Here is a 25,168-nt window from a genome sequence, read left to right on the forward strand (position 1 = left end):
CACGTTTAGGCATAATTGATTGATATCATAACACTGATAGTATTTTGCTATCGGTGTTTATTTCTTTACTCCTGAACAAGGGCCTTGCATGCAAAGCTAGCAGCTAACATCCTGTACAATGCGCAGCTTGATTCTCGGTAAGTTTAGTAGCGCAACTTTCGAGCCACCAAAGACCCGAGTTTGTCGGTATCCTTACGTTTATATTCATTTACGGTATGTTTCTGTATGCAGATTTTCAAGGTCGGTGGCGCAGTTCGCGATCAACTCTTAGGCCGTGCGGTCGTAGATATCGACTGGGTTGTAGTCGGTGCCACACCAGAACAAATGCGCGAACAAGGCTTTCGTCCAGTTGGTGATGATTTCCCAGTATTCCTACACCCACACAGTGGCGAAGAGTACGCCCTCGCGCGCACCGAACGTAAAAGTGGTCATGGCTATAACGGTTTTACGTTCCATACCAGCCCAGATGTAACGTTGGAAGAGGATTTATTGCGCCGTGACCTGACTGTTAATGCTATGGCGCTCGCTGATGATGGCACTTTGATTGATCCTTACGGCGGCCAGGCTGATCTTGCTGCTCGCGTCTTGCGCCATGTTTCTCCCTCTTTTGTTGAAGACCCTTTGCGCGTATTGCGTGTCGCACGTTTTGCTGCGCGCTATGCTTATTTGGGTTTTAGCGTTGCTGCCGAGACTCTAGCGCTGATGCGTACGCTGGCTGAGTCCGGCGAATTGGAGCATTTAACAGCCGAACGTATTTGGCAGGAGTTTGCTCGTGCGCTGATGGAAAATAATCCAGAAGTATTTATTCAAGTGTTACACGATTGTGGCGCATTAAAAGTGCTACTACCTGAAGTTGATGCCTTGTTTGGCGTGCCGCAAACTGCTGAGTACCACCCTGAAATTGATACCGGTATACATATTCTAAGCGTGCTACAACAATGTGTACGCTTTACCCAGTCGCTCAATGTTCGCTGGGCCTGCCTGCTGCATGATTTAGGCAAAGGCACAACCGATCGCGCATTGTGGCCACGCCACATCAGCCATGAAAAGCGTGGCTTACCATTAATAAAAAGAGTCAATAAGCGCTTTAAAGTACCAAATGAAACTGCCGACTTGGCGTTACTGGTTGGCGAATACCACACCCATGCCCACCGTGCTCTGGAACTACGCCCGACGACCTTATTAAAATTATTAATGGCCTTCGATATCATACGTCGCCCACAGCGTTTTGCTGATTTTATCGCGGCCAGCGAAATGGATGCACGCGGACGCCTAGGCCTTGAAGATCGTCTCTACCCGCAAGCAGAGTATTTACGCCAAGCCGCTGAAGTGGTGCGCGCGGTCAATGTTAAACCATTACTTGAGCAAGGCCTGCAAGGCGCGGAACTGGGGCTTGCGCTTAATGCTGAGCGCTTATCTGCATTACAAGCCTACGTAACACGGGTGCGCGCGCAGGCCTAATCTCTCGCCTCTTCCGGCACTGCGACGCTGCGTAATGCAAGCGGATCGACCAAGCCTGCTGCGATCGCCATTCCAACCAAGTCAGGCAAGGTTTGCGCCTGCATGCGTTTCATCACTCTGGAACGGTATAAGTCGATTGTTTTAACAGCAACACCTAATTGCTGAGCAATTTCACGACTGGTATAGCCTTGCACCAAAGGTAAAAACACATCGCGTTCTCGCGGTGTCAAGCTGGCGATGCGCTGCAAAACCGCTTGCAGCCGGCCTTCATTTACCAGATAGGCAGTATGCTCTATAAGCATGATTATTCCTTATGCGCCAACTGTAACGCGCTCATCTAAATTACGGCTATGTATTGATAAATGCTGATATTGCCAACTTAAAGAAGCGCTGAGTAATTACCTACGCTGTCAGGGTAGGCAACATTCTTCAGTGCTGCCTTAAATATAGCCGCTTTATATATCCATCCTAATGTAGAAAATACGCTAATAAAACGTGCTATAGCACTCAGTATTTTAACTGCTCAAAGCAAAACAACCGGCCTTGCTGGCATAAAACAGTGTCTTGCGGCATTATGTATACTGTTTGTTCTATTTATGACTTATTAGTCATTTTGTGCTTCTGCTGTAATGCCCAATTAGCATTCATAAGTACAGAAGCAATCCACCCATTATAGTACTTGCACTATATTACTATAGTTTTTATACCATCATAAAAACGACAGGTACTATGAAATTGAACAACAATTCAAGCTTATAGTTGCTCAATAATTTACGTTGGTAAGTAACAATAAAGCACAGGGATATCTACAAACTAAAGGTGGTTACTATGTCGATCTATGAACAAGGCCTTGCTCGCAACGAAGTCAATCATGTTGCACTCAGCCCATTAAGTTTTATTGAACGCACTGCTGCAATTTATCCAGACTATCCAGCCGTTGTGCACGGCACCATCCGCCGTACCTGGGGAGAAACCTATACTCGCTGTCGCAAATTTGCTTCTGCACTGGCTAAGCGTGGTATTGGTAAGGACGATACCGTTGCGGTTATTCTGCCCAATATTCCTGAAATGCTAGAGTTGCACTTTTCTGTACCTATGGTTGGTGCAGTCATCAATACGCTCAATGTGCGCCTCGACGCTGAAACAATCAGCTTTATGCTGCAACACGGCGAAGCAAAAGTATTGGTAGTTGACCGCGAGTTTAGCGAGGTTGCGCAGGCTGCCTGCGGCATGCTTGAAGAGCCACCATTGCTTATCGATGTTGATGATCCCGCCTATGGCAAAGGCAAACCCGTAAGCAACCTAAACTATGAAGATTTCTTGGCTGAAGGTGATGACGATTTTGCTTGGCAGTGGCCAGACGATGAGTGGCAAGCTATCGCGTTAAACTACACCTCAGGCACAACCGGTAATCCCAAAGGTGTGGTCTATCACCACCGCGGCGCATTCCTCAACTCCATGGGCAACCAAATGACCTGGGCGATGGGCAATCATCCCGTGTATTTATGGACACTGCCGATGTTTCACTGCAACGGCTGGTGTTACCCCTGGACCGTAACGGCGCTGGCTGGTGTGCATGTATTTTTACGTCGTGCTGATGCACAGCATGTTATGCGGCTGATTCTCGACGAAAAAGTCACTCACTTGTGTAGCGCGCCCATTGTTATGCAAACCCTAGTGAATATACCAGCTGAAGAAAAAGCAGCCATTGAACACCAAGTGAAGGTGATGGTGGCCGGCGCCGCACCACCTGCGCAAGTGATCGGTGCTGTTGAAGAAATGGGCGTTGAAGTCACTCACGTTTATGGCCTCACTGAAGTGTACGGCCCAGTCACTTTGTGTGCATGGCATGCTGAGTGGGATGCCTTGCCGCTGGCAGAGCGCGCCGCCATCAAATCACGCCAAGGTGTGCGCTACCCAACACTTGAAGCTGTGATGGTTGCTGACCCCAACACCCTAGACCCCACGCCTAAAGATGGCGAAACCATTGGTGAAATCTTCATGCGCGGTAATACCGTGATGAAAGGCTATCTAAAAAACCCTACGGCTACCGACAAAGCCTTTAAAGGTGGCTGGTTCCATACTGGCGACTTAGCCGTGTGGCATGAAGATGGCTATGTCGAAATTAAAGACCGTTCAAAAGACATTATTATTTCTGGCGGTGAAAACATATCCACTATTGAGCTAGAGGGTGTTCTTTACAACCACCCTGCAGTATTGGAAGCAGCTGTTGTTGCACGCCCCGATGAGCGCTGGGGAGAAACACCCTGTGCATTTATCACGTTAAAACCTGGCCAAGAGCATATTACCGCAGAAAAAATCATCAGTTTTTGTCGCGAAAACATGGCCTCATTTAAAGTGCCAAAAACCGTCATATTCACAGACCTTCCAAAAACCTCAACAGGGAAAATACAAAAGTTTGTACTGCGTGAAACAGCACGAGCGTTGTAAAAGCGTGTCGCTAACACTGTCACCATAACAATTAAGGCTGTGCAGTCATTGACACTCGCGCACTGCTAGCACAGTCAACTTAAGAGGCTATATCTATGCAACTTTATCAACGCAAAGACGGTGAAGAACAACCTTACTGGCCAGCGGGCCCTTTTAAAGTAAGGCTGCCCTTTGTCCACTACCGCTGGGAAACGGCAGAAATGTTTCAGGCGCTGATCATGTTCGTGGTCAGTTTAGGGATGATCCCGCTGTTAGAGAAATACTTAGGCCTGCCCTACGATGTTGCTCTGGCGTATGTCACTGTGTGTGGTATTGGTTTTATGTTGCCTGCACTGCTAGGCATACCGTTTGTACCAGGCTGGATCACCCCCGGCATTCCCGTTGTTTTACTTTTTTTAGGTGATTACGAGCCGGGCCCCGAGGCCATTCAAGCTTTATTTGCTTTGCAATTTTTGGTCTTTGTGGTTTTCTTAGTCCTAGGTATCACTCGATTGGGTAGCGCACTGGTGCGCATTATTCCCAACTCGATGAAAGGCGGCATCATCATTGGTGCTGGTATCGCAGCCCTAATCGGCGAAATTGATGCGGGTGGGCGCTTAGCTAACACGCCAATTTCTCTAGTGATTGGCAGCGTAGCCTGTCTATACCTGATGTTTTCAGTGTCCTTTCGAGGCTTAACTGAGCGTCTGCCATTCGCCCGTAAAATCGTCAACTACGGCATGGTACCCGGCATGCTGATTGCTATTTTCATTGGTATTGCTGTCGGTGAATATAATATGCCAAACATCCGTTTTGGTATCACAGCTCCTGCCTTTGCTGAAATGTGGAACTACCTTCCGTTTACACTTGGCTTTCCTGATGCCAAGGTGTTTATGCTGGCCGTTCCCACTGCAGTGATTGCTTATATCATTGCTTTTGGTGACATTATCGTTGGCCAATCATTGATGCAGCGTGCGGATGAGCTGCGCCCTGATGAGAAAATCGATACGAATATCGACCGTGTGCACTTAGTTACCGCATTGCGTAACGCCTTGCATGCATTCTTTGCACCCTACCCTGGCTTAGCAGGTCCACTATGGACTGCAGTTGCTGCGACCATGGCTGAGCGCTACAAGTACGGTCGCAACGCCATGGAGTCAATTTACAGCGGCAGCGGCACCTTTTGGATCACCGGCTTTCTCGCGCTATTTATGCTGCCATTGGTAACATTTTTCCAGCCAGTACTGCCGATTGCCTTATCGCTGACCTTAGTGCTCACTGGCTACATTTGCTTAATGGTGGGTTTTGAGCAACTCAACAACAACACTGAGCGCGGCATTGCTGGGACCATGGGTGTGGTATTGGCGGTATATGGCGCGGGCTGGGGTTTAGCCACAGGTGCAGTGCTGTATATTTTAATAGAACGCACACACCTGCTGAAATTCACCACAGCACAACCAGCTGAAAAAGCTGATTCAATCCCTGAAGAATAATCAACCTACTACACTTGGTAGCCTGCTTTAACAGCGGCTACCGCACTCTAAAGAGGATAGATCATGTCTGATTTTAACGCTCCTCTGCGTGATTTACGTTTTGTACTGCATGAAGTTTTTAATGCCTCAAACGTCTGGGAACAATTGCCCCAACTGCAAGACGCTGTTGATAGCGAAACCGCTGATGCCATTCTTGAGGAGGCGGCAAAAGTCACTGGCCAACTGATCGCCCCGCTAAGCCGTAACGGCGATGAGCAAGGCGCACAGTGGGACAATGGTTTAGTCACCACACCTGATGGCTTTAAAGAAGCCTACAACACCTACATTGAAGGCGGCTGGGTTGGCTTATCTGGCAATCCAACTTACGGCGGAATGGGCATGCCAAAAATGCTTTCTGTACAATTTGAAGAAATGCTGTACGCCGCAGACTCAAGCTTTGCACTGTACTCAGCACTGACCTCTGGGGCGTGTTTAGCCATTGATGCACATGCCAGTGAAGAACTAAAAAACACCTACTTACCGCCACTGTATGAAGGCCGCTGGGCCGGTGTAATGTGTTTAACCGAGGCCCATGCGGGTACTGACTTAGGGCTGATCCGAACCCGCGCTACAGAAGAAAGCGACGGCAGTTACAAAATCACTGGCAGCAAAATTTTTATTACCGGTGGTGATCAAGACCTCACAGAAAACATCATTCACTTGGTGCTTGCCAAACTGCCCGATGCTCCAGCCGGCGCTCGTGGTATTTCATTATTTTTAGTCCCTAAAATCAATATCAATGCCGACGGTTCGTTAGGTGCAGCAAATGCAGTCAACTGCGGCTCCATAGAAGAAAAAATGGGTATCAAAGCCTCATCCACCTGCGTAATAAACTTTGATGGCGCCACAGGCTATTTAGTTGGTGAGCCCAACAAAGGTCTGGCGGCGATGTTTACCATGATGAACTACGAACGTTTATCCATTGGTATCCAAGGCATTGGCTGCGCTGAACTCTCCTACCAACGAGCAGCGGCGTATGCCCGGGAGCGTATTCAAAGCCGCGCGGCTAGCGGCGTAGAAAGTCCAGAGCAAGATGCTGATGCAATTATTGTCCATGCCGATGTTCGCCGCATGCTACTCACCATGAAAAGCATGACTGAAGGCGGCCGCGCATTTGCTTGTTATGTGGGCAAACAATTGGATATTGCCAAGTACAGCCCCGACAGCGCGCTCGCTGAACAAGCTCAAGACTTAGTCGCACTGCTCACGCCTGTCACCAAAGCATTTTTTACCGACACTGGTTTAGAAAGCTGCATCCACGGCCAGCAAGTGTTTGGTGGCCATGGCTATGTACGCGAATGGGGTCAAGAGCAGTTGGTACGTGATGTGCGCATTGCACAAATTTATGAAGGCACCAACGGTATTCAAGCGCTGGACTTAGCGGGCCGCAAGCTGGTTGCCAATAACGGCGCATTCCTAAAAACATTCACCCGCCGTATTCGTGAACAAATCAGCCAACCCGACATCTTATACAGTGCAGAAGTACTCTGCGCAGTTGAGCGCCTAGAAAGTGTCAGCCAATGGCTGCTGGAACACGCAGCTGAAGATAAGAACGAAATCGGTGCGGCCTCGGTTGAGTACCTGCACTTGTTTGGCTACGTTGCTTACGCTTGGATGTGGTCACGTATGGCCAACACCGCGCAGAAAAACCATGCTCAAGACCCTGAGTTTTATAGCGCTAAATTGGCCACAGCGGATTTCTACTTCAGCCGCATGTTGCCACGCACACTCAGCTTAGAAGCCAGCATCAAAGCCGGTAGCCGACCTTTGTACGGGCTTGCAGCAGAGCAGTTTTAAGCGAAGTGACCCAGCCCTATTACACTGTAGGGCTGGGCAAAATACTGAACAGGAGCACAACGTTAATGAGAACCTTAACCACCCTGCAAGGTAACAGCCAAAAGCTTGATGGCGGCGCGATGTTTGGTAACGCCCCAAAAGCCCTCTGGCAACGCTGGATGCAGCCCGATGAGTTAAACCGTATTGACTTGGGTTGTCGCGCGCTATTGGTGCAGGAAGACGGTCGTAACATTTTAATTGAAACCGGTATTGGTGCTTTTTTCTCACCGGAGATGAAAGAGCGTTTTGGCGTACAAGAAAGCCATCATGTGTTGCTCGATAGCCTCGCTGAGCATGGCTTAAGCCATAACGATATTGATATTGTCGTGCTCACCCACCTGCATTTTGATCATGCTGGTGGCTTGCTCTCTGCTTGGCAAGAAGACCAGCCCGCTAAGCTATTATTCCCCAACGCACAATTTATAACTGGCGCAGGACAATGGCAGCGCGCTAATAACCCGCACGCTCGCGACCGTGCCTCTTATATCCCAGAGCTACTTGCCCTGCTCAAAGACAGCGGCCGCTTGCATCTGGTTGAAGATGACAGTCCAAGCCACCCCCTCTTGGGTGACGGCTGGCGTTTGCATTGGAGTCATGGCCACACCCCAGGGCAAATGCTGCCGGAAGTTGCCATGCCGGACGGCCCTGTAGTTTTCCCTGGTGACCTCATTCCCGGCGCACCTTGGGTACATCTACCCATTACCATGGGCTATGACCGTTTCCCCGAATGCTTGATTGAAGAAAAACAAACATTGCTCGATGATTTGTATGCGCGCCAAGGCCGTTTAGTGTTCACCCACGACCCTGCCGTGGCGATTGCCGCCATTACCCGCGATGAGCGTGGTCGCTATGGCGTTGCCGATGCACAGTCAGCAGCGCAGCAACTGGCAAGCTAAACGCACCGGCAATCTATCTTGCTGGGTCACCGCATAACGCATGACCCAGCCTGTCAGTACACACAGCAAGCAAATATTTCTCGCTCCATATTGGTTACGGCCGCGAAACTGCTAAACTGCGCGCCATGATACGAATCTCAGAACTGACCCTACAACGTGGCCCACTTCGCCTATTGGAAAACGCAGATTTAACCCTGCATCCAGGGCATAAAGTCGGCTTAATTGGCGCCAATGGCGCTGGTAAATCCAGCCTCTTCGCCTTGCTGCGTGGCAAGCTGCACCCGGATGCCGGTGACTGTGCTTTACCGGCCAACTGGCGCATTGCCCACATGCGCCAAGAAATTGATGCGCCTGATCGCAATGCGATTGATTATGTGCTCGATGGCGACACGCATTTGCGCGCTATTCAACACAAACTGGCGCAAGCCGAACAACAGCAAGACGGAGCCGAACTGGGCCGCTTGCACTCAGAGTTGGACAGTGCCGACGCCTATACCGCTGATGCGCGCGCGCGCAAATTGTTGGCCGGTTTAGGCTTTCTCGAAGCGCAGATGGACAATCAAGTCAACAGCTTCTCTGGCGGTTGGCGTATGCGTTTAAACTTGGCGCAAGCGCTGATGTGCCCATCGGATTTACTGCTGCTTGATGAGCCGACCAACCACTTGGATCTGGATGCGATTCTTTGGCTTGAAGGCTGGTTGCAGAATTACCCTGGCACTTTATTGTTGATCTCGCATGATCGGGATTTTTTAGATGCTGTGGTCGGCCACATCGTGCATGTCGATCAGCAAAAATTAATCCTGTATCGCGGCGGTTATACGGCCTTTGAACGTGCTCGTGCTGAGCGCATCATGCAGCAGCAGCTCGCCTTCGAAAAACAACAAGCGCAACGTGCGCACATGGAAGACTTTATCCGCCGCTTTAAAGCCAAAGCCAGTAAAGCCAAACAAGCGCAAAGCCGGGTTAAAGCCTTGGAGCGCATGGAAGAATTATCTGCGGCACACTTTGACTCACCCTTTGATTTTGTCTTCCGCGAGGCCGATAAGGTTTCCAGCCCGCTGCTCGATCTGGATCAGGCCAAGCTGGGGTATAGCGCTGAGCAGCCTATTTTAAGCAATGTAAAACTGCAGCTGGTGCCCGGCGCGCGAATTGCTTTGCTGGGTCCCAACGGTGCGGGTAAATCCACCCTGATTAAAAGCATCATGAGCGATTTGCCGCTATTGGCCGGCAAGCTGACCTGCGGTGAAAACCTAGTGATCGGTTATTTTGCCCAGCATCAACTGGATTCGCTTGACCCTAAAGCCAGCCCTTTGCTGCACGTACAGCGCATCGCCCCCACTGAACGCGAGCAAGTCTTGCGCGATTTTTTAGGTGGTTTTGATTTTCGCGGCAAGCGCTGCGATGAGCCGGTACTCAATTTCTCTGGCGGTGAAAAAGCACGTTTAGCCTTAGCGCTGATTGCTTGGGGCAAACCCAATCTGCTGCTGCTCGATGAACCGACCAACCACCTTGATTTAGAAATGCGCCAAGCCTTGAGCATGGCGCTGCAAGACTTCTCAGGCGCTCTACTGTTGGTATCGCACGACCGGCACCTGATTAAAAGCACCGTGGATGAGCTGTATCTGGTTGCCGAGGGCCGCGTGCAGGAGTTTGCAGGCGATCTTGAGGATTACAGTCAATGGCTCAGCGAGTATCGATTGCGCCAGCAAGCCAGCAGCAACACCGATACCAGCAATACGCCTGTCATTGATAAAGTTGATCGCCGCGCACAGCGTCAAGCCGCTGCTGAAATACGCAAACAACTGGCCCCGCTGCGTAAGCACGCCGACACCTTAGAGAAGAAACTCGACAGCATTCAAAAAGAGCTGGACGGGCTGGAAGCGCTATTGGCTGATAACAGTCTCTATGAGCAATCACAAAAAGACCTGCTCAAGCAGCACTTAAGCACCCAAACTCACTTGCTGCAACAACAGGCAGAATTGGAAGAAGCCTGGCTGGGCAGCCTAGAGGAATTGGAAGCACTACAAAATGAACTTGAGACAAGCCAATGACGAACTGGTTTGAACAATGGGCGGTTGATTGGATCAGCCTGCTCATTCCCGGCGGCCAAGTTTTACTTATTGCGCTGGCTGCATGGTCATTGCAGCGCTTATTAGCCCGCGGCCTGACCAGCTTAGCCGGTCGCTACCATATGCCACCAAGCATGCTGTTGCCGTTGCGCGGCACAGTGCGCTGGTTGATCATCGGTAGCGCCTTGCTGCTGATCCTTGAGCGTTTTGGTGTCTCTGCCAGTGTGCTGTGGACAGCTTTAACAGGTTTTCTGGCTGTGGCCGCGCTGGCCTTTTTTGCTATATGGAGTGTGCTGTCAAATATATTTTGTGCGGCACTGATCTTTACCGTCGGCCCGTTTCGTCTTGGTGATCGTGTGGAGGTCATGGAAAGCGCTGATAAACCTGGAGTAAAAGGCCGTGTGGTAATGATCAACATCTTCTATACCACCCTAGAAGATCTGACTGAAGGCCATGAGGGCGCGCTGCTACAAATACCCAACAGTTTGTTTTTCCAAAAGGTCATTCGCCGCTGGCGTGGTCCAGAGCTTCCTCAACCGCAAGAGAAATAACCCTATATGGAATGGTTGACCAACCCCGAAATCTGGATTGCTTTTCTCACCCTAACCGCACTGGAAATCGTGCTGGGTATCGATAATATTATTTTTATTTCGATTTTGGTGAGCCGTTTACCTGTTCACCAACAAGCTAAAGGCCGCTTTATCGGCCTCAGCTTAGCAATGGGCACACGCATTTTGCTGTTGCTCTCCATCACCTGGATTATGCGCCTGACCGCCGACCTGTTTGAGGTTTTAGGCCACGGGTTTTCTGGGCGTGACTTGATTCTGTTTTTTGGTGGTTTATTCCTCTTATTTAAAAGCACCGTGGAAATTTGGCACAGCGTCGAAGGTGAACAAACCTCTCAGCAAGGCGCAGGGGTTAAAGCAGGTTTTCTTGGGGTGATTTTGCAGATCGCGGTGATTGATATTATTTTCTCACTGGACTCAGTGATTACTGCGGTTGGCTTGGTGGAACATGTGCCGGTAATGATTGCCGCGATTATGATTTCGATTGTGGTGATGATGCTATCAGCCAGCACCATCAGCGCCTTTATTGACAAACACCCTTCACTGAAAGTTTTGGCTTTGTCTTTCTTAATCGTAGTCGGCACCCTGTTGATTGCCGAGGCCTTTGGTGTGCATGTGCCGAAAGGCTACATTTACTTTGCTATGGCGTTTTCTTTAGGCGTTGAAGCACTGAACATTAAGATGCGCAAGGCGATGAGAATGAAACGCCCTGCGGGCGAACCAGAGCAAGCCGATAAAGACTTGCCCCATTCATAAAACACACCGCAAAATATTTAATACAAGCGCTCTGGCGGCGCTTATGTCGTACAGAGGAGTAACCGAATGCGCGTCTGGATAGATGCTGATGCTTGTCCACGCTTAGCCCGAGATCAAGTGATTAAGCTTGCTTTAAAACGTAAGTTTTCGGTGATTTTAGTCGCTGGGCAAGCACAGCCTCGGCCTAACTTTGCTTGCGTACAATTAATTGTTGTCCCTAGCGGCCCCGATGCTGCAGATGACTATATTGTCGATAACGTCGCAGCCAATGAGCTGGTGATTTGCAGCGATATTCCTCTGGCTGATCGCTTAATTAAAAAGCAAGCCATCGCCTTAGATCCGCGCGGTGAGGAATTTACTGAGCGCAATATGGGTGACCGCTTGGCGATGCGTAATTTATTCACTGATCTGCGTGATCACGGGCAGATGTCGGGTGGCCAGCGCGCCTACGATGAGCGCGACAAACAAGCGTTCTCTAATGCATTGGATCGGATTCTTACCCGTTTAGCTAAGCTGCCCAGTAACGCCTCAACCGACTAAATAGGTCGCGGTGCTGACCGCAATTAAATAGCCTTCATCGTTATGCAGCTCACTGCGAACTACCGCAACTTTATTACCCGCGCGCAACAAGGTCGACACCGCATCAAAGCGCTTGCCGCGCCCGGGTCGCAAGTAATCAACACGCATATCAATGGTACCCAGCTTCGACAAACTCATCATCCGCTCTACCGCTGGCAATTCTGGAAAGCGCTGAAAAGCACCCAACAAAGCCATCGCGCCGCCCGCCACATCCAAAATTGAAGCAATCACGCCGCCATGCAAAATCCCTTGAATATGGTTGCCAACCAACTCTTCACGCATCAACACATGCATACGCACTTCTTCAGTCGACAACGAATCCACCTGGATGCCGACAAGATGGTTAAATGGGATTTGATCAAAAAAATATTGCGCGGCTTGCATCAGCTCTGGAGCTAACTCTGTTGCACTCATAACAGTATGATCCTGCGTTTTTTGCTTAATGGCAGTATTTTCACAGGCACAATACCGTCAAAAACACTCTTTATTTTTATTATTTATATATCTGTTAAAGCAGCGCTTACCAGACCGCGAATGCTGCACGGCACTGGTAAGCACTTTATCTTGGTTATTAAGCCATGCTTAAAACCTGTTCGACAAGTTTGTTAATGCCTTTTGCCGCTTCGCTGATCGATTGCGCCAGCATATAGGCCGGTGTTGTGACTAAACGATTGGCCTCGTCGACAACAATACCGTCCACCGCGCAGTCTTGATGCTCTGCGCCCATTTGCGTCATCGCCGCAGCGGTGTCGGCATCGGTACCAATGGTACAGCGCACGCCTTCACCAAAGATCTTGGCTGATAAAGCCGGAGCGATGCAGATTAAACCGACCGGTTTTTTCGCCTCTTTAAACTGCACAATCGCCTGCAGCGTATCGGCTTGCACCGTACAATCTGCGCCAGCGCTGGCAAAGTCCGACAGGTTTTTCGCCACGCCAAAGCCACCGGGCAAAATCACCGCATCAAAATCTGCTGCTTTTAGCTCACGTATATCACGGGATTTGCCACGGGTAATGCGCCCAGATTCCACCAACACGTTGCGCTGCTCAGGCATTTCTTCACCGGTCTGGTGATTGAGCACATGGTGCTGGGTAATATCTGGCGCAAAATACTCAACCTGCGCGCCCTGCTGATCCAAGCTCAACGCAGTCAGCACGGTTTCGTTAATTTCTGCACCATCGAAAACACCGCATCCAGATAAAATGATCGCTACTTTTTTACTCATAATGCTTCTCCTGATTCATTAAAACCATGCATTCATTCATATCATGCAAGGCGCTGTTAGGCCAACCGGATTTGCGTCAATGCGAGTTAATTAAGGCGCGTTGAGTTTTTCTTTAGCGAATGCTAACAAAGCTTTGTAGTGCCCTTGACGGATGACATCAGCGACAAGGTCGCGGTCAAGATTGAGGTAGTCATGCACAATCGCATTTCGCATACCAATCACTTGACGCCAAGGAATGCCGCTAGAGTCCAACCCTTCGGCTTTGAGCTTTTCGAGCACCTGCCGCGCTTCACTGGGCACATGCTGGTTTTGGCCTTTCAGGGTTTGCTTTGCGATACCAATGCAGGCCTCTATCAGAAGCTGCATGCAACGCTCAAGCGCCCGATACAGCAATGTTGGCATGTGCTCATGCTGCTGTAAAAGGCGCTCGATTTCCTGAAGTTCTTCTTCAAGAGCAGCAATCTGCTCCTGCATTGCATACCTATATATGTCATCCATAGTGTCGCCTGTGGTATTGATAGTCGATTTCCCACATTGAGCTGATGCGCTGCTCTTCTTTTATCAGTCGCATTGTGTTTTTGCTCAACACTACTTTACCGCTACTGATGATGCTAAATGCCAGCGGCAAGGGTATCTGGTTGATATCGACAATGGAGATTTTTTGACTCGGCACACCCAGCTGTTCTGCCCACTTTTCGGCCAGTAGCTCTGGGCGCAAGCGCTGTTGCCAAGGGTCTTTTTTAAACACACTAAAGGCAATGGCAAAGTCATAATCACTGTGCGCGCTGGCCGTACCTTTTGCTTGCGAGCCGTATAACCAAAGCACCGCGATGTCTGGATCGTTTTGCGCAAAGCTGATGCATTGGTTGATGATATTCATGCGTTTGCCCGTATTTGAGTTGGGTTGCCGCTATGATAGCGGGTTGGCGAATGTGCTGCAGCGATATCCTTTTCCACCTCTTTATTCACTACTGTATTCGCTACTGCACCTAAAACGCCTGACTGCACCCACCAAGACAAAGCTGAAAATGCAGCTATAGTTAGAAAAAAGCAGCCTGATCAATAGACTGGTGCCATTTTGCGTGATGTCGCCCTTATCAGTGAGAAAACCAAGTGATTTTATACATAGCTGAAAAGCCCAGCGTCGGTCGAGCAGTTGCCGCCGTTTTACCCAAGCCGCATAAATCCGGCGATGGTTTCATTACAGTCGGCAACGGCGATGTGGTGACCTGGTGCATCGGCCATTTACTTGAGCAAGCAGAACCCGAAGCCTACAATCCCGACTATAAAAAGTGGCACAAAGCGCATTTACCCATCATCCCAAGCGAATGGAAGCATCAAGTTAAACCGGCCACTCGTAAGCAGCTTAGCGTGGTAAAAAAACTGATTAAGCAAGCCGATGTGCTGGTCAATATGGGCGATCCGGATAGAGTTGGGCAGATTCTGGTTGATGAGGTGATTAATTACAGTGGCGTCTCTAAAGCCAAACGTATGGCTACGCAGCGCTGCTTGATCAGTGACATGAACCCCGCTGCGATCACACGTTCACTCAATAATATGCGCCGCAATATCGACTTTATTGCGCTGGCTACTTCAGCACTGGCGCGCGCCCGCGCTGACTGGCTGTATGGAATTAACATGACACGACTCTGTACTTTGCAGGGACAAGCATCAGGTTATCAGGGCGTGCTCTCGGTCGGTCGCGTGCAAACGCCGCTATTGGGCTTGGTGGTGCACCGTGATATCGAGATTGAAAACTTTATTACTAAGCCATTCTATGATGTGTTTATAACGCTGCAAACTGATAACAAACAGACCTATAGCGCCAAGTGGAAACCCAGTGCCGCCTGCGAAGCCTATATGGATGAAGACGGCCGCGTGTTACTTAAAAAGCTTGCAGAAACAGTGCTGAAAAAAGTCCTCAACCAATCTGGACAGGTGCGTACCGTCACTGAAAGCGTGAAAAAACAAGCCGCACCCCTGTCCTATAATTTATCTTCATTACAAATCGACGCCTCCAAGCGCTTTAATTTTAATGCGCAAAAAACACTGGATATTTGCCAGAGGCTTTATGAAACCCACAAGCTGATCACCTATCCACGCTCAGATTGCCGTTACATACCGCAAGGCCACTATCTCGATAAGGATTCGGTCACTCAGGCCATTGCGCACACCAGTCCGACGTTGGCTGCAGCCGTTACAAATGCTGATTTATCGCTGAAGTCCAAAGCCTGGGATGATGGCAAAGTCGGCGCGCACCACGCGATTATCCCCACCAGCCGCGCCATGGATGCCAGCCGCTTGACTGCCGATGAACAAAAAATATATGAGCTGGTGGCGCGCCAATACCTGATGCAGTTTTACCCGGCCTTTACCTACCAAGAAAAGCAAATTGATACCGAAGTGAGCGGTGGCCTATTTATCAGCCGGCAAAAAGAAGTGCTGCATAAAGGCTGGAAAGCGCTATTGCCAGAGCGTAAAGCCGGCACTGAAGATTCAGAGTTCTCTGCCACCCAACTACCTAACGTAAGTAAAGGCGAAACCGTGCAGTGCATCGATGGCCGACTGGATGAAAAACAAACCAGTCCACCCAAGCATTTCACTGACGCCACTTTGCTGGCGGCGATGACTGGCATTGCCCGTTATGTGTCGGACCCTGAGATTAAAAAGGTACTGCGCGAAACCGATGGTCTTGGCACCGAAGCCACCCGTGCAGGCATTATTGAACTGCTGTTTAAGCGTGGCTTTCTGACAAAGCAGGGCAAAGAAATCCATGCCACTGAAGTGGGCCGCCGTTTAATCTTGGCTCTGCCTGAGACCATGGTTTTGCCGGATATGACCGCCCACTGGGAATCCCAGCTGGAAGCCATTGCGGAAAAACGCATGAGCTATAACCAGTTTATGAACCCCATGTTGGAAGGATTAAACAACCTGATTCAACACGTAGGGCGCATTCATTTTGCAGGGCTAAAAGGCCACGGCAAAGCACCGCGCAGGCGAAAAGCAGCTGCACGGCGCTCTCCATACAACCGTCCTAAAGCCACTAAATAAGCGACTCTGCCGGCAATTCAAGCATTCAGAACCCATCACTAACCAATATGTGCTTGCAAAAACATTAAAGATCTGTCTTAGATATAACTATACTTCGTTAGCTTGCTAATGATCATTTCCACTCTAGAGTGCCATCTCGCACTGTCTTTGACGCGACACCTGCGCACTCTAACTTCTTCACGACGGCTTCGGTCGAAAAATGAGCATGTTACTCGCTGCACGGCACTGCATGGCCTTGCGCACGCTATGATTAATTCGGAGTAAGCATGTCCAATCTTGCAAAAAACAGCCCTAATGGGCAGAACTACATGTCTTGGTTTGTATTTGGCCTGATGGCCAGCGTCACCTTTGTGGGTATTTTGTCGGAGCTGGTGCCGTCTGGCATCTTGCCGCAAATGACCGAAGGGCTGGGCATTGAGCAAACCCAAGTGGGCTTTTTGGTGGGCATCTATGCACTGGCCTCGGCGCTGTTTGCCATCCCACTGATCAGCATGACCTTATGGGTCAACCGCAAAATTCTGTTACTGGCCTTGCTGGCCGGCTTTACCGTTTCAAATATCGTGGTGGGCATCACCTCGTCCTACGCCCTTATCGTTGCTATGCGCATTCTCGGCGGTATCTGTGCCGGTATTATGTGGCCGATGATTGCTGCCTACGGCACCGCACTGGTGCCAGAAAACATGCACGGTCGCGCCATTACCATCATCATGGCCGGTAATACCTTTGGGGTCAGCCTCGGCTTGCCTTTTATGACCTTTATCGGCACGCAGATTGGCTGGCGCACGGTGTTCTTATTGCTCGGTGTGATGGGTGCCTCCATTGCGCTGCTGGCCATGAAATACCTGCCTTCAGTCAAAGGTGAAAAGCTTACCCAAAGCAACTCACCGCTGGCCATGTTAAAAATGCCCACGGTGTTAATCGTCCTGCTACTGACCTTTCTATCGGTGGTAGCCCACTACAGTACCTACACCTATATCACTCTGCTGGTTGAGACGCTGGAGTTCGTCGGCGGCATCAGTTTAGCGTTGTTAATTTTCGGCATCGGCTCGGTGCTGTCCGTGGTTTTATCGGCGAAAATCATTGACAGCCATTTGCGCGGTTTAATCGTTGCCATGCTGGCCTGCGGTGTGGGCGCGATGCTGATGTTTGTCGTGCTTGGCGGCACTAACGGTGTGTCCCATGTGGCTTTCTTCCTCTGGGGACTGGCCTTTGGGCCACTGGTGACCATGTATCAAGCGGCGGTCAGCAAGCAAGTAGAAGAAGCCAAAGCCGTGGCCACTTCTGTGCAATCCAGTGTGTTTAACTTCTCCATCATGATTGCCACTTGGCTCGGCGGACTCATTCTCACCCACATGACCAACGTGGGCGTGCTCGGAATTGTTTACTTGTCTATTCTTTGTTTCATCCCAGCCATAGCGATTGCTTTTATGGCACAAAAAACCCTGAGCTCTTAGTAGATTCTCGGTAAGGAGTGTGTAATGAAAAAATTTATTAACGCCAACATTTATCGCAACAGCGACGCCACTGAAATTTTGGTCGATAAAGGTGTGATTAAAGCCATTGGCAGCAATTTGCCTGAAGCCGGTGAGGTGATTGACCTTAAAGGCCGCCTAGTGGTGCCACCCTACGTGGACGCGCACCTGCACTTGGACTATGTGTACACCGGCCAGCAAGCTGGAGCCAAGAACGATAGTGGCACTCTATTTGAAGGCATTGCCCGCTGGCATGATATTAAAAGCAACCAAACCTTTGCTGATGCTAAACAGCGCGCTTTAAAAGGCATTCAAGAAGAAGTCTCCAAGGGTGTGCAATTTATCCGCACCCATATTGATGTCTGTGACCCCAACCTCACTGGTTTGAAAGCCATGTTGGAAGTGCGTGAGGAATTAAAAGACAACGTCACCATTCAGATTGTCGCTTTCCCCCAAGAAGGCATGTACGCCTATAAAGGCGGTGACGAAATGGTGGAAGAAGCGCTAAAAATGGGTGCTGACGCTGTGGGCAGTATCCCCCATTTTGAATGGGCCCGGGAGATTGGTGAAAAGTCCATCCACAGAACCGTTGAACTGGCGATGAAATACGACAAGCTGATCGACGTGCACTGTGATGAAACCGATGATGTGATGAGCCGTTTTGTGGAACTGCTCAACGCCCTCGCCATGAGCGAAGGCATTGGTAGCCGCACTGCCGCCAGCCACACCTGCTCATTCGGTTCCGCAGACAACGCCTATGCGTTTCGCATGATGGGCTTGTTCCAAAAGTCTGGCTTGAACTTTATTGCTTTACCGACGGAAAACGCCTACCTGCAAGGCCGCCAAGACACCTACCCCAAGCGCCGCGGCATGACTCGGGTCAAAGAATTTTGGGAGAGCGGCATTAACGTGTGCTTTGGTCAGGACTCTATCAGCGACCCTTGGTACCCAGCCGGTAACGGTAACCTGATGAATATCTTGGACAACGGCATTCACATGGCACAAACCATGTCCATGGCGCAGCTGGAAACCTGTCTGGACTTGATTACCTTTAATGGTGCGAAAACCTTAAATGTTGAAGATCAGTACGGTGTGGAGGTGGGTAAACCCGCCAACTTCTTGGTGTTGGATGCCGACAGCCCCTTTGAAGCCGTGCGCCAGCGCGCTGATGTGTTGGCCTCGATCCGCAATGGCGAGTACCTGTTCAAGAAGCCTGAGCCCAGCTATGAGATCGAACTGGATTTGTATAGAAAAACGCTATAAGCAAAAAGTAGGGTGGGCATTTATGCCCACGGCCTCTAATCGCGGGCACAAGTGCCCGCCCGTTAAATGGTTTCAACATTATGTGCTCGGGATTTTAGACCTTAAGGGGGATTGAGTACACTGATTTTAAATACATGCTGTATCCCCTGCTGGTATTCTGAGCTTAAAACAGCCTTTAACTGAAACTTTAAGCGGAAAACCGGATGATCAAACTCTTTATAGCCTGTACCCTGAGCGTGATGTTTATCGCGAACCCCGTCATGGCGCAGAACGGGCCAGCTGGCGGTGGGCAAATGCCCATGGCGCAGCCAGCAGGGGTGATCACCGTTAAGCCTGAACCGGTCCCTTTAACCGTCACCCTGTCCGGGCAGGCCCTAGCGGAAGACGATGCCACCATTCGACCTTTAGTAGACGGGGTGATTACCGATATTTTGTATCGGGCCGGCACCAGGGTAGAAAAAGGCGACCTGCTGTTTCAAATTGAACAAGACTCTTATCAAGCCGCGTTGGAAGCAGCCCGTGCAGCACTGGACAGTGCTCAGGCTGCTGTACCCTCAGCGCAGGAAAATTTTTATCGTTACCAACAATTGGCAGGCACCGGCGTTACCCAAGCCCAAGTGGATATGGCCCGCACTGATTTGCGTCAGGCCCAAGCAGCCGTATCTGTTGCGCAAGCCGATCTGCGCACCGCTGAAATCCAACTGCAGCGCACCAATATCGTCAGCCCGATTAGCGGTATCGTCGAGACCGCACAGGTTTCTATTGGTGATTTAGTGACCGCTGGCCAAGCCGATGTGCTCACCACAGTCACCCGTCTGGACCCAATTTACATAGACCTCTCCGAAGCCAGCGTGAGAATGCTAGAGATGCGTAAACGTATCGACTCTGGCGAATTCAGCCAGGGCGCGGAAATTGATGCATATTTAATACTGGAAAACGGCGAGCAATACGCCACCCGTGGCACAGTAGAAAGTGTCGGTCGCAAGGTGTCTGCCAGTACCGGCACGCTCAGGGTACGGGTAAAATTTGCTAACCCTGAACAGCTGATACTGCCGGGCATGTTTGTGCGGGTCAATCTAACCTTGGGTCAATTGAATGCTTACCGTATTCCACAGCTTGCGGCTAAGGCCGAGCCCGATGGCACCCTTACTATTTGGACCCTTGATGAGCAACAGGCCGCGAAGAAACTAAGCCTGATCGCCACCGGCACCCACAACAATGCTTGGGTTATAGAGCAAGGTCTGCAAGGCGCAGTGCCAGTTCTGGTGGATAATATTGATAACCTGCAAGAAGGCACAGCCATTCAACCCGTTGCGGTTATCATCAACGACAAAGGCGTGGTGATAGAACAAGCCCCTGCAGAACCAGTTCTGGAGCCCAGCGCCGCACTTTAGCCGTTAGCACTGCGCCGCCATTAACCAGCGCTACAATTATTTCAAGGTAAGCAATTTCTATGGCTCAATTTTTTATCAGTCGCCCGGTATTTGCTTGGGTACTGGCTATTATCACCATGCTGACCGGTGTTCTGGGGATTGCCACCTTGCCCGTCGCCCAGTACCCCGATGTTGCTCCCACTACCATTCGGGTGAATGCCAGCTACAGCGGTGCCTCAGCGGAAGCGGTACAAAACTCAGTGACCACCATTTTGGAAGATGCGCTAACTGGGCTGGATGACATGCTGTATATCACCTCATCTTCGACCCGGGGTTCATCCTCCATCCGCATCGTCTTCGATGAAGCGGCGAATGCCAATGATGCTCAGGTGGATGTACAAAATAAAATTCAGCGGGTGACCAACCAATTGCCCCGACTTGTGCAAGACAACGGGGTAACGGTAAGCCGCTCTACGTCATCGATTTTACTGGTGGGTAATTTAACCAGCGAAGATGGCCGCTATAACTCCGTCGAACTAGCCGATCTGTTTGAAAACATCGTCAAAAACCCAGTGCAACGCACACCGGGGGTGGGGTCGATTAACCAGTTTGGCTCGGGCTATGCGATGCGCGTCTGGCTGGACCCTTTTAAACTGGCCAAATACGCATTAACCAGCGCTGATATTATTGCTGCCATTGAATCGCAAAACACCACTGTTGCTGTGGGTGTGCTCGGCAATACGCCCTATATTGAAGGGCAGCAATTTAACGTGGACATCACTGCGCAAAGCCAGCTGAGCACAGTGGATGAGTTTCGCAACATCCTATTAAAAACAGAAAGCGATGGCGCCACAGTGCGTCTGGCTGATCTTGCTCGGGTAGAGCTGGGCCAGGAAATTTACGGTACTGATGCACGCTATAATCGCAATAACGCCGCCGGCTTTGGCGTGACATTAGCCACCGGAGCCAATGCGGTAGACACCTCCAAAGCAGTACGAGCAGTCCTTGCCGGCTTAGAAAACTCCCTGCCTGAGGGTGTTACGGTGGAGTTTCCCTATGACACAGCGCCTTTTGTGGAAGCCTCCATTAAGCAAGTGGTGATCAGTATTATCCAAGCCATTGCCCTGGTGTTTATTGTACTGTTTGCCTTTTTACACAGCTGGCGGGCCACCCTCATTCCAACCATGGCCGTCCCTGTGGTACTCATGGGTACCTTTGGGGTATTAGCCGCCGTGGGGTTTTCTATTAACACCTTAACCATGTTCGCCATGGTCTTGGCGATCGGCATGCTGGTCGACGATGCCATTGTCGTGGTCGAAAACGTTCAGCGCATTATGGAAGAAGACAGTTTGTCGCCTCTGGAAGCTACCCGCAAATGCATGGGGCAGATTACCGGCGCTTTGATTGGCACCACCTTGGTAATTATTGCGGTGTTTTTGCCGATGGCCTTTTTCGGTGGCAGTACTGGAGTGATTTATCGGCAATTTTCTGTGACCATTATGTCGGCCATTGCCTTATCAACACTGGTGGCGCTTATTCTAACACCGGCGATGTGCGCCAGCTTTCTCCAGCCACCCAGCAAGACGCCGAGCCGCTTCTTTTACCCGGCGTGGTTTAACCGTCATTTCAAATCTGCGCAAAATCGTTATCTGGCCTTTACTAAGGCTTTCTTGCGCCGCGCTTTATTATCACTGGCCGTGTTGGCGACAGTCGGGCTGGGCATTGTCATGCTTTTTAAAGTCATACCCAGCTCTTTTTTACCCACAGAGGACCAAGGCGTGCTCATGGCAATGATCACCCTGCCTGAGGGCAGCACCACTGAACAAACCCTTTCTGTGGTTAACATGATTGAAGACCATCTATTAGAAACCGAGTCTGAGGCCATTGTCTCGGTGTTTGCCTCTGTGGGCTTTACTTTTGGTGGCAGTGGGCAGAACGTGGCGATCTTATTTGCGCGTATGACCGAGCTTGCCGAGCGGTCCGGTCGACCCGACTTGTCGGCCGCTGCGGTGATCCAACGCGCCAATCACTATTTTAGAACCCACAACCGCTTAGGTCAGGTGTTTATGTTGCAACCGCCCGCCATCCCCGGCATGGGTAACACCGGTGGCTTCAGCATGTATTTACTGGATCAAGCCAATAACGGCCAAAGCGCATTACTGCAAGCCAGCCAAAACTTGGTGGCAATGGCCAATCAAGACGGCCGAGTGACCAGTTTGCGCGGCACCCAAGACCAAACCAAGACGGCAATGCGGATTGATATAGACCAGCAAAAAGCCGCTTCTTTTGGGATTGCTCTGCCCGACATCAATAACATGTTATCGGTGATTTTCTCTGGCCGCGATGTCAACGATTTTGAAATGAACTCAGAACTCAAACCGGTGATCGTGCAAGCAGAAGCCGCATACCGTATGCAACCAGAAGACCTTGAGCACTGGCACGCCATCAACAGCAATGGCGAGATGGTCCCTTTTGATGCCTTTACCAGCATCAGTTGGGAAAAAGTGCCTTCATCATTGGATCGCTACGGCGGCGTCCTCGCAGTAGAAATAACCGGTTCACCGGCTGCAGGGGTCAGCTCAGGTGCTGCGATGTTAGCCATGGAAGAGCTTACTAAACAAATGGACGGTGGCTATGCAGTGGCCTGGACAGGGATTTCTTTACAGGAACGGTTATCCGGTGCACAGGCGCCTTTTTTGTACGCCATTTCTGTCTTAGTGGTGTTTTTAGCTCTAGCCGCTTTATATGAAAGCTGGAGTATCCCTGTGGCCATCATGCTGGTGATACCTTTGGGCGTGCTTGGTGCTTTGGCGGGTGCCCTGCTATTTAGCCAAGCTAACGATGTGTATTTTAAAGTAGGTATGCTGGCCACCATTGGTTTGGCCGCCAAAAATGCTATTTTAATTGTAGAGTTTTCCGTGGACTTGCAAAAGCAAGGCATGGATTTTTTAGCAGCAACCATGGAAGCCTGCCGTCAGCGCTTGCGCCCTATTTTGATGACCGCCTTAACCTTTATTTTGGGGGTGATGCCCCTAGTCTGGGCGGCAGGCGCAGGTTCAGGTGCGCAAAACGCAGTGGGTACGGCAGTGTTCGGCGGAATGCTCGCAGCAACTTTTGCCGGTATTTTTATGATCCCAGCGCTGTTAGTGGCGGTGCAAATTATATTTAAAGTTCGCTATGGCACAGCGTCTGAGGAAGCCGCGGATGATGCATAAAACAATGGGCCGAGTGATTATTAGCGCCTGCACCCTGCTTGCCTTAGTTGGCTGTACCGTGGGGCCGAATTACCAACCCCCTGAGCTAGATATCCAGCAGGGCTACCTAGAGGTGATCCACCCAGAGTCATTGCAGCGTACCGCTACCCTGCGCTGGTGGGAGCATTTTAACGATCCGGTTCTTAACGCTTGGGTGACTCAAGGGCTGGACAGTAACTTGGACATTGCCGCCTCTCTTGAGCGTATTAGCGCGGCGCAGGCAGCCCTTAGAGGCACAGGTATTCACGCCGCCATCAGTGGCGACCTGACGGCAAGCTCGACTCGCGCAGGCGCTGACGGCAGCGCGACTGTTAGCAATGACAGCGCTGGCCTGTCTGGCAATCTTGCCATCGATTTATTCGGCGGCATTCGCCGCGAACGTGAGGCGGCTCTGGCCAATTTATTGGCCGTAGTCAACGACAGTCAAACGGCGCGTCTAGCCTATTTGTCTGCACTGGTGAACGCTTATGTCAACGCACGCTATTACCAATACGCCATGCTCATGACCGAGCAAGCCATTGACTCCCGCGAACAAACACTAACAATAACCCAACGCCAGCGTGCGGTGGGCAGCGCGACCGAACTTGAAGAAGAACAAGTAACAGCACTGCTGTTCAATGCGCAGGCTGACATCCCCGACCTCAACGCCAGCTTCCTGGCGCAGATCTACGCCATTGCCACTTTGCTGGGCGAGCCCGCGGGCCCCTTGCTGGCCGACATGCAAGCCTCGGCACCCACGGTCAGTGCTCTGCTTGGGCTTAACTTGGAGACACCCTATCAAGCTGGAGTCCCGGCCGACTTGCTACGCAACCGACCGGATGTGCGTGCAGCTGAGCAGCGTTTACGGGTCGCTTATGCAAAGATTGGCGTCGCCACCGCGGCGCGTCTGCCGTCACTCTCTTTAACCGGCACCATCAGCAGCGATAATAATGCTTGGAGCTTTGGTCCGGTCATCACCCTGCCCATTTTTAATCAGGGCGCACTGGCAGCGAGCCAAGATCAAGCCGCAGCTGAAGCCCGCGAGGCGTTCATTATTTATCAGCAAACTGTGCTGACAGCTGTGGAAGATGTGCAATCCGCCAACAGTGCTTGGCTGCGGGATCGTCACAAAGTCGATTTATTGCGCAAATCAGTCAACGCATACACTCGGGCATATGATTTATCCATGCAGACCTATCAAGTGGGGGTGATGACCTTACTGGACGTATTAGACACCGACCGTTATCTGAACAGCGCACGCTTAGCCTACGCTGCTGCACTGCGGGACCTGTCTGCTGACTGGGCACGACTACAAATTGCCTTAGGTGCTGGAGCTAATGTAAACAGCAACAGCACTGAAATTAAGAACAGCGTGTCCGAGTAGCATGAGGTCGCTAGGAGTTCTCAGTCACTTGATGACAGCCTT

General features: G+C 50.6%; 19 protein-coding genes and 1 pseudogene. 15 read left to right on the plus strand and 5 right to left on the minus strand.

Translation table 11 applies throughout. From position 1 onward, the window contains the following. Nucleotides 1–225: 225 nt before the first annotated feature. The gene (locus FXF61_RS11455; RefSeq protein ID WP_151185396.1) at nt 226–1,461 is read left to right on the plus strand and encodes a multifunctional CCA addition/repair protein; all 1,236 of its coding nucleotides are present in this window, start codon (nt 226–228) and stop codon (nt 1,459–1,461) included. Here the strand turns inward: FXF61_RS11455 and FXF61_RS11460 are convergent. Then, nucleotides 1,458–1,706, minus strand: a pseudogene (locus FXF61_RS11460) (LuxR C-terminal-related transcriptional regulator); the annotation flags it as partial. The gene FXF61_RS11455 and the pseudogene FXF61_RS11460 sit on opposite strands and share 4 nt — an antisense overlap. 583 nt (nt 1,707–2,289) lie before the next feature. Here FXF61_RS11460 and FXF61_RS11465 point away from each other — a divergent pair. The 8 genes from FXF61_RS11465 (at nt 2,290) to FXF61_RS11500 (ending at nt 12,086) form a co-directional block, all read left to right on the plus strand. Beyond that, nucleotides 2,290–3,912 (plus strand): acyl-CoA synthetase, encoded by a 1,623-nt coding sequence (locus FXF61_RS11465; RefSeq protein ID WP_151185397.1) that lies wholly within the window; start codon nt 2,290–2,292, stop codon nt 3,910–3,912. Nucleotides 3,913–4,007: 95 nt separating this feature from the next. Next, nucleotides 4,008–5,384, plus strand: a complete 1,377-nt coding sequence (locus FXF61_RS11470) for a solute carrier family 23 protein (protein WP_151185398.1) — start codon at nt 4,008–4,010, stop codon at nt 5,382–5,384. 63 nt (nt 5,385–5,447) lie between these two features. Beyond that, on the plus strand, nt 5,448–7,220 hold the full coding sequence (locus FXF61_RS11475) for an acyl-CoA dehydrogenase C-terminal domain-containing protein (RefSeq protein WP_151185399.1): 1,773 nt from the start codon (nt 5,448–5,450) through the stop codon (nt 7,218–7,220). A 65-nt stretch (nt 7,221–7,285) separates the two neighbouring features. Continuing rightward, on the plus strand, nt 7,286–8,155 hold the full coding sequence (locus FXF61_RS11480; protein WP_151185400.1) for an MBL fold metallo-hydrolase: 870 nt from the start codon (nt 7,286–7,288) through the stop codon (nt 8,153–8,155). Nucleotides 8,156–8,280: 125 nt separating this feature from the next. Then, nucleotides 8,281–10,206, plus strand: a complete 1,926-nt coding sequence (locus FXF61_RS11485) for an ATP-binding cassette domain-containing protein (protein WP_151185401.1) — start codon at nt 8,281–8,283, stop codon at nt 10,204–10,206. Beyond that, a complete protein-coding gene (locus FXF61_RS11490) occupies nt 10,203–10,775 on the plus strand; it encodes a mechanosensitive ion channel family protein (protein ID WP_151185402.1) in 573 nt (190 codons plus the stop codon). Before FXF61_RS11485 ends, FXF61_RS11490 begins: the two co-directional genes overlap by 4 nt. A gap of 6 nt (nt 10,776–10,781) precedes the next feature. Then, the gene (locus FXF61_RS11495; protein WP_151185403.1) at nt 10,782–11,546 is read left to right on the plus strand and encodes a TerC family protein; all 765 of its coding nucleotides are present in this window, start codon (nt 10,782–10,784) and stop codon (nt 11,544–11,546) included. A gap of 66 nt (nt 11,547–11,612) precedes the next feature. Next, nucleotides 11,613–12,086, plus strand: coding sequence for a YaiI/YqxD family protein (locus tag FXF61_RS11500; RefSeq protein ID WP_151185404.1), 474 nt, complete (start codon nt 11,613–11,615; stop codon nt 12,084–12,086). Here FXF61_RS11500 and FXF61_RS11505 read toward each other — a convergent pair. The 4 genes from FXF61_RS11505 to FXF61_RS11520 form a co-directional block, all read right to left on the minus strand. Continuing rightward, nucleotides 12,075–12,539, minus strand: a complete 465-nt coding sequence (locus FXF61_RS11505) for a thioesterase family protein (RefSeq protein WP_151185405.1) — start codon at nt 12,537–12,539, stop codon at nt 12,075–12,077. The two genes, FXF61_RS11500 and FXF61_RS11505, sit on opposite strands and share 12 nt — an antisense overlap. Before the next feature lie 157 nt (nt 12,540–12,696). Then, nucleotides 12,697–13,350 carry an isoprenoid biosynthesis glyoxalase ElbB gene (gene elbB, locus FXF61_RS11510; RefSeq protein WP_151185406.1) on the minus strand — a complete coding sequence of 218 codons (654 nt, stop codon included), beginning with the start codon at nt 13,348–13,350 and terminating at the stop codon, nt 12,697–12,699. A gap of 90 nt (nt 13,351–13,440) precedes the next feature. Further along, nucleotides 13,441–13,848, minus strand: coding sequence for a DUF86 domain-containing protein (locus FXF61_RS11515; protein ID WP_151185407.1), 408 nt, complete (start codon nt 13,846–13,848; stop codon nt 13,441–13,443). Further along, nucleotides 13,841–14,230 (minus strand): nucleotidyltransferase domain-containing protein, encoded by a 390-nt coding sequence (locus tag FXF61_RS11520; RefSeq protein ID WP_151185408.1) that lies wholly within the window; start codon nt 14,228–14,230, stop codon nt 13,841–13,843. Before FXF61_RS11520 ends, FXF61_RS11515 begins: the two co-directional genes overlap by 8 nt. A 233-nt stretch (nt 14,231–14,463) precedes the next feature. On the opposite strand from FXF61_RS11520, the gene FXF61_RS11525 reads away from it, so the two are divergent. The 6 genes from FXF61_RS11525 (at nt 14,464) to FXF61_RS11550 (ending at nt 25,126) form a co-directional block, all read left to right on the plus strand. Further along, nucleotides 14,464–16,401, plus strand: a complete 1,938-nt coding sequence (locus tag FXF61_RS11525) for a DNA topoisomerase III (protein ID WP_151185409.1) — start codon at nt 14,464–14,466, stop codon at nt 16,399–16,401. Nucleotides 16,402–16,667: 266 nt separating this feature from the next. Beyond that, nucleotides 16,668–17,855, plus strand: coding sequence for an MFS transporter (locus FXF61_RS11530; protein ID WP_218571801.1), 1,188 nt, complete (start codon nt 16,668–16,670; stop codon nt 17,853–17,855). A gap of 24 nt (nt 17,856–17,879) precedes the next feature. Next, the gene (gene codA, locus FXF61_RS11535) at nt 17,880–19,136 is read left to right on the plus strand and encodes a cytosine deaminase (protein ID WP_151185410.1); all 1,257 of its coding nucleotides are present in this window, start codon (nt 17,880–17,882) and stop codon (nt 19,134–19,136) included. A gap of 203 nt (nt 19,137–19,339) precedes the next feature. After that, a complete protein-coding gene (locus FXF61_RS11540) occupies nt 19,340–20,530 on the plus strand; it encodes an efflux RND transporter periplasmic adaptor subunit (RefSeq protein ID WP_151185411.1) in 1,191 nt (396 codons plus the stop codon). A gap of 59 nt (nt 20,531–20,589) precedes the next feature. After that, nucleotides 20,590–23,724 carry an efflux RND transporter permease subunit gene (locus FXF61_RS11545; protein ID WP_151185412.1) on the plus strand — a complete coding sequence of 1,045 codons (3,135 nt, stop codon included), beginning with the start codon at nt 20,590–20,592 and terminating at the stop codon, nt 23,722–23,724. Beyond that, nucleotides 23,714–25,126: an efflux transporter outer membrane subunit gene (locus FXF61_RS11550; RefSeq protein WP_178087305.1), complete on the plus strand. Its 1,413-nt coding sequence runs from the start codon at nt 23,714–23,716 to the stop codon at nt 25,124–25,126. Before FXF61_RS11545 ends, FXF61_RS11550 begins: the two co-directional genes overlap by 11 nt. The last annotated feature ends 42 nt before the right edge of the window (nt 25,127–25,168 follow it).

Origin of the sequence: Pseudomonas sp. C27(2019) (assembly GCF_008807395.1) — a bacterium.
Taxonomy (GTDB): Bacteria; Pseudomonadota; Gammaproteobacteria; order Pseudomonadales; family Pseudomonadaceae; genus Denitrificimonas.

Coding starts and splice junctions, on each gene's coding strand:
- FXF61_RS11455 (WP_151185396.1), top strand. CDS start 226: ATGCAGATTTTCAAGGTCGGTGGCGCAGTTCGCGATCAACTCTTAGGC.
- FXF61_RS11465 (WP_151185397.1), top strand. CDS start 2,290: ATGTCGATCTATGAACAAGGCCTTGCTCGCAACGAAGTCAATCATGTT.
- FXF61_RS11470 (WP_151185398.1), top strand. CDS start 4,008: ATGCAACTTTATCAACGCAAAGACGGTGAAGAACAACCTTACTGGCCA.
- FXF61_RS11475 (WP_151185399.1), top strand. CDS start 5,448: ATGTCTGATTTTAACGCTCCTCTGCGTGATTTACGTTTTGTACTGCAT.
- FXF61_RS11480 (WP_151185400.1), top strand. CDS start 7,286: ATGAGAACCTTAACCACCCTGCAAGGTAACAGCCAAAAGCTTGATGGC.
- FXF61_RS11485 (WP_151185401.1), top strand. CDS start 8,281: ATGATACGAATCTCAGAACTGACCCTACAACGTGGCCCACTTCGCCTA.
- FXF61_RS11490 (WP_151185402.1), top strand. CDS start 10,203: ATGACGAACTGGTTTGAACAATGGGCGGTTGATTGGATCAGCCTGCTC.
- FXF61_RS11495 (WP_151185403.1), top strand. CDS start 10,782: ATGGAATGGTTGACCAACCCCGAAATCTGGATTGCTTTTCTCACCCTA.
- FXF61_RS11500 (WP_151185404.1), top strand. CDS start 11,613: ATGCGCGTCTGGATAGATGCTGATGCTTGTCCACGCTTAGCCCGAGAT.
- FXF61_RS11505 (WP_151185405.1), bottom strand. CDS start 12,539: ATGAGTGCAACAGAGTTAGCTCCAGAGCTGATGCAAGCCGCGCAATAT.
- elbB (WP_151185406.1), bottom strand. CDS start 13,350: ATGAGTAAAAAAGTAGCGATCATTTTATCTGGATGCGGTGTTTTCGAT.
- FXF61_RS11515 (WP_151185407.1), bottom strand. CDS start 13,848: ATGGATGACATATATAGGTATGCAATGCAGGAGCAGATTGCTGCTCTT.
- FXF61_RS11520 (WP_151185408.1), bottom strand. CDS start 14,230: ATGAATATCATCAACCAATGCATCAGCTTTGCGCAAAACGATCCAGAC.
- FXF61_RS11530 (WP_218571801.1), top strand. CDS start 16,668: ATGTCCAATCTTGCAAAAAACAGCCCTAATGGGCAGAACTACATGTCT.
- codA (WP_151185410.1), top strand. CDS start 17,880: ATGAAAAAATTTATTAACGCCAACATTTATCGCAACAGCGACGCCACT.
- FXF61_RS11540 (WP_151185411.1), top strand. CDS start 19,340: ATGATCAAACTCTTTATAGCCTGTACCCTGAGCGTGATGTTTATCGCG.
- FXF61_RS11545 (WP_151185412.1), top strand. CDS start 20,590: ATGGCTCAATTTTTTATCAGTCGCCCGGTATTTGCTTGGGTACTGGCT.
- FXF61_RS11550 (WP_178087305.1), top strand. CDS start 23,714: ATGATGCATAAAACAATGGGCCGAGTGATTATTAGCGCCTGCACCCTG.